Below are 5,017 nucleotides of genomic sequence, written 5' to 3'. Positions count from 1 at the left end.
CGTATGTTTCCGCACTGAATCCGCCGTAGCCAAAGCCGATGAATAGGCGGGAAATCAGGCCACTATCACCCATGGAGAACATGGGGTCGAACGCCGATTCCACCACGGCAAGCGCCGGCGAAAGCATGACCACCACCGTCACCACGAACACGACGTTGGCCAGCAGTCCGACCCATTGGCAGAGCACTTTCGCCGCAACCAACCGTCCCACGCCGGGAGCGAGGGAAAACAGCCTCTTGTCAAACATCGAAATCCTTTCCTTCACATTCGCGCGGTTCAATTTGCGCGCCCGCATCACCATGTCGCTCGATTCAGCCTATCCGCCCGGAAACAGAAACGTCAAGAGCTCATCGCACATAGCAATCACAAACGCATCTTCAGCAAAAACACACGAACCAAGCAAGTGCGGAGCATGCCACACGACCAGCGAAACGGCGAAAGAATAAAAAGGCTGGATGTTCGCCGTTGAGCAGGCAGCCCTCTGACGCAAGGGGTAAATTGCGTCACTCGTGAGTGTACTCGATAAAAAACGCTCGCACCACCATTTCTTCGCATTTCGCTGGTTTTACGGTCCTTTCGGGGATATATGGGAAGCATGGCGGCTCCCCCGCAACCGTTACGTCAAGCCTTTTTTTCGAACGGATACAGCGCGACACCAAACACTTGATTTTTGACGGAATAGCACCATTTGTCAGTTCATACAAAGTTGATGAAATATTTCTTGTCGCTTCTCACAATGCAGACTTACGGCCCCGTAACTTAGAATGTGCAAGGTGCGCAAGGGGTAGGAAACGCGGACACACGGTTTGTATCGCTCCCGCACGCATCACAAGCAGAAATACGCGGAAACAACGCAAAAACCGCGAGAAAGAGAACGCTTCATGCTCACCGAGTACACCACCCCGGGCGAATCCGTTGAGGTGCGCGACGACGAATCCATCTATTCCCTGCTTACTGGACGCATAGCGCGCACTGGCGAAGATACCGTGATCGCGGAACGCAAAACCGCCCCCGGCCAATGGACGAAGGTCACTACCGGCGAATTCCACAATGCCGTGCTCGCCGCCGCAAAAGGCCTCATCGCATTCGGCATCAACAAGGGCGATGCCGTCACCATCTTCTCCACCACCCGCTACGAGTGGGGCGTGCTCGACTTCGCACTGGCCGCCATCGGCGCGGTGAACGTGCCGATCTACGACACTGATTCCGCGGCGCAGGCCGAGCGTATCCTCAACGATTCGGATGTGAAACTGGCCATCGCCGACAATCGCGAGCGCTTCGACCGTCTCGACTCCGTAATCGACCGCTGCCCGTCTCTCAAGCATATTCTGATGCTCGATTCCAACGCCATGGGCGCGTTGGAAGGCTTGGGCGTCACCGTGTCCGACGAGGAGCTGGAAGCGCGCATCGATTCGGTGCATGCAGACGATCTGGCCACCATCGTGTACACGTCCGGTTCGACGGGAGCTCCAAAGGGTGCCGAGCTTTCGCACCGCAATTTCATATCGATCACGCGCGCAGGCAGTCTGGCGTTGCATGAGATCGTTCTCGAAGATCATCCGCGACTGCTTCTCTTCCTGCCGCTCGCCCACTGTTTCGCACGGTTCATCCAGTACGCGTCGATTGCTTCCGACGACGGCGTGGTTGGTTATCTGCCAGACACAAAGACGCTGCTGCCCGATTTGCGTTCCTTCGAACCGACATATCTGCTGGGCGTACCACGAGTGTTCGAGAAGGTGTATAACGCGGCCTCCCGCAAGGCCGGCACGGGTTGGAAGGGACGCCTGTTCCTCAAGGCTGCCGAAGCCGCACGCGATTGGTCGCGCATGCAGCAGGCCGGCGAACGCCCGACCGCCAAGCAGATCGCGCAGCATCTTTCGTATGAGGCTTCCGTATACCGTACCGTGCGTAGCGCTCTCGGCCCGCGCATCCGCTACGTGGCATGCGGTGGTGCTCCTCTGGACGTGTCTCTGGCGCATTTCTTCAACGGTATCGGCCTGCCGATGATTCAGGGTTACGGTATGACGGAAACCGCTGCGCCGTTCGCCGCGACCCGCGTCACCGACAATGTGATCGGCACTGTCGGCCAACCGGCTCCGGGATCGTCTGTGCGCATTTCCGATGATGGCGAACTTCAGGTGAAGGGCCCGAACGTGTTCAGGGGCTACCACAACCTGCCTGAGAAGACGGCGGAAGCGTTCACCGAGGATGGGTGGCTGAAAACGGGTGATTTGGCGTCGATTGACGACGAGGGACGTATTACGATCACCGGCCGTAAGAAGGACATCATCATCACCGCCGGCGGCAAGAACGTTTCTCCGATTCCGATGGAGCAGGAGATTGTGAAATGTCCGATTGTGGAGCATGTGGTAGTTGTCGGCGACAATCGTCCGTTCATCGGTGCGCTGATCACGTTGGATCCGGAAGGATTGGAGGCTTGGCTGCCTTCCATTGGACTGTCTGCCGATACGCCGTTGGATCGCGTGGCTGCGACCGCCGCCGTTCACGACGAAATCCAGAAGTACGTCGACAAGGCGAACGCGACCGTTTCCCGCGCCGAATCCGTACGTAAGTTCGTAGTGCTGGATACCCAGTTCACGCAGGAAAACAAGTGCCTGACCCCGTCGCTGAAAGTGGTGCGTCCGGCAGTGAACCGCGTGTTCGCACAGGTGATCGATCAGCAGCTGTACTCCGGCAAGCGCTGAATCGCATAATACATAAAAGCGTGGGGTGCGAGAGAATACAAACGTTCTCTCGTACCCCACGCTTTTGTTCTGTCTGTACAACTTTCAAGGAATGCAAACGAGCGCCGGTGATCGGAAGCGATCCGACCCGCCGGCGCTCATATGGCAGAGATTAGTGATGAATCCAGAATGTCTAACGACACCCTATCCATTGTCAGTAAAGCGACAATCAGTGACGGTTCCGTCAGTGTATAACGCGTGCGGTAACGGTGCGGCAGAAGGCGAAGACGTACGAGGGTACGTCGAGTCTTCTGCCGTGCCGTTAACGCTCCGGTATGTCAGTGACGGTTGTTGAGGCGGTGGTACATTTCGGAGATCTCAAGGTCGCGCTCGAATTCTGCGGCCTTGGTGTTCGCGTCGATGGTGGCGAGTTCGACACCGGCGATGCGGGCGAAGTCTTCCCAAGCCTCGCGACCGACGGAGGTGGTCATGCAGGTGTGGTGGGAGGCGCCGGAACGCAGCCAGCACTCGGCGGAGGTCTTGAGGTCCGGCTGCGGCTTCCACAGGCCACGGGCGCACGGCAACTGCTTGAGCTCTCCGAGCGGCTCGACCACGTCGACCAGGTTCATGGTCAGGCGGAAACGTTCGCGCACGTCAGACATGGACACGACGACGGCGTCCTTCTTCGGGGCGACAGTGAAGACCAGGCGCACCGGATCGGCCTTGCCACCGATGCCGAGCGGGTGGATTTCCAGCTTCGGCTTGGCGATGGTGCCGACGGACGGGGAGACTTCGAGCATGTGGGAGCCCATGATCATCTCGTTGCCCGGGGTGAAGTTGTAGGAGTAGTCTTCCATGAGGGAAGCGCCACCTTCGAGGCCGTAGCCCATCACTGCGCCGATGCGCACGAGCACTGCGGTCTTCCAGTCGCCTTCGGCGGAGAAGCCGAAGCCGTACTCGGACGGGAAGCGCTGCGGGCCAACGCCCGGCAGCTGCGGGAGGGCACCCAAGTCTTCGAAGTTGTCAACGCCGGCGGTGCAGCCATTGGCGCGCATCATGTTGACCATGGCGGCTTCTTCCTTGGCCGCGATGAACAGGGAATCGTACTTGGCGTCGAGCAGAGCCGGATCAACGTCGTACTTAACCTTGTAGTCTTCGATGATGCTCTTGACCTGATCGTCCTTGACGGCTTCGTAGGCTGCGACGAGCTCGTTGACGGCCCAAGTGTTGATGGATGCGCCGAACACGCGCTCGGCTTCGGTCTTGTCGCCTTCGGTGACGGCCACGTTGCGCATGTTGTCGCCCCAACGCATGACCTTCATGTTGTTGGAAGCATCCCAGCCGGCGCAGGCGCGTGCCCAGGTGCCGATTTCTTCGGCAACGGCCGGATCGGTGTAGTGGCCGACCACGATCTTGCGGTTGATGCCCAGACGGGTCAGGATGTAACCGAACTCACGGTCGCCGTGTGCGGCCTGGTTCAGGTTCATGAAGTCCATGTCGATGGTTTCCCACGGGATTTCGAAGTGGTGCTGCGTGTTGAGCTGCAGCAGCGGCTTGGTGAGCACTTCGAGGCCGCGGATCCACATCTTGGCCGGGGAGAAGGTGTGGCACCAGGTGATCACGCCGATGACGTTCGGGTTGGCGGAGGCTTCGACCATGAAGGCCTTGACGCCGTCGGAGGACTTCAGGGTCGGCTTAAGCACCACCTTGACCGGAATCCTGCCGGTTGCGTTGAGCGCGTCGACGATTTCGCCGGACTGCTCGGCCACCTGACGCAGCGCTTCTTCGCCGTACAGATCCTGGGATCCGACGCCGAACCAGACTTCCTTGCCTTCAAACGGGTTTTCCATTGCCATGTGATTGTTCCTTTACTTCGTTGTTTATGGAGTTTTTAATTATTTATTGCGATTGCGAACTCGCGCTTCGCGTTGTTCTGTTGCGTAGCGCGAGTTCGTACGATTGTGAAATTATGTAGGATTACGGAATCGTAGGATTGCAGCTCAGTGCTGGCCGTAGACGTTGGTGTAACGATCGTTCAGCTTCGCGATATCCTCATCCGAAATCGGAATGATCTCACCCAACTGCCTCGCCGCCCACATCGTATGAGCGACCTCCTCCGTCATCGCCGCGGCCTTCACCGCCGACTCCGCGTCCTTGCCGATGGTGAACGGACCATGGTTCTGCATCAGCACCGCAGGAGACTTCGGATACTCCCTGAGCGTCTCGACCACGCCCTCGCCGATCGCCTCGGAACCGATCAGACGGAACGGACCCACCGGAACAGGACCGCCGAACTCGTCGCCCATCATCGTCAGACCGCACGGAATGTTCTG

The 5,017-nt window shown here is 58.6% G+C and carries 4 protein-coding genes; 1 reads left to right on the top strand and 3 read right to left on the bottom strand.

Annotation, left to right across the window (positions count from 1 at the left end):
* A partial coding sequence (locus tag Q5H33_RS08065; protein WP_302423942.1) for a hypothetical protein occupies window positions 1-247 on the bottom strand: 247 nt, incomplete at its 3' end.
* Between the two features lie 634 nt (window positions 248-881).
* Between Q5H33_RS08065 and Q5H33_RS08060 the strand changes: the two genes are divergently transcribed.
* Complete coding sequence (locus Q5H33_RS08060; RefSeq protein ID WP_065434915.1) at window positions 882-2,705, top strand: long-chain fatty acid--CoA ligase; 1,824 nt, start codon at window positions 882-884, stop codon at window positions 2,703-2,705.
* Between the two features lie 317 nt (window positions 2,706-3,022).
* Here the strand turns inward: Q5H33_RS08060 and araA are convergent, their stop codons facing one another.
* The gene (gene araA, locus Q5H33_RS08055; protein ID WP_302423939.1) at window positions 3,023-4,540 is read right to left on the bottom strand and encodes an L-arabinose isomerase; all 1,518 of its coding nucleotides are present in this window, start codon (window positions 4,538-4,540) and stop codon (window positions 3,023-3,025) included.
* 144 nt (window positions 4,541-4,684) lie between these two features.
* A partial coding sequence (locus tag Q5H33_RS08050) for a class II aldolase/adducin family protein (protein ID WP_302423937.1) occupies window positions 4,685-5,017 on the bottom strand: 333 nt, incomplete at its 5' end.

This window comes from uncultured Bifidobacterium sp. (genome assembly GCF_959020145.1).
Taxonomy (GTDB): domain Bacteria; phylum Actinomycetota; class Actinomycetes; order Actinomycetales; family Bifidobacteriaceae; genus Bifidobacterium.
The sequence above is the reverse complement of the archived record's forward strand: the minus strand, read 5'-3'. Positions and strand labels throughout refer to the sequence as shown.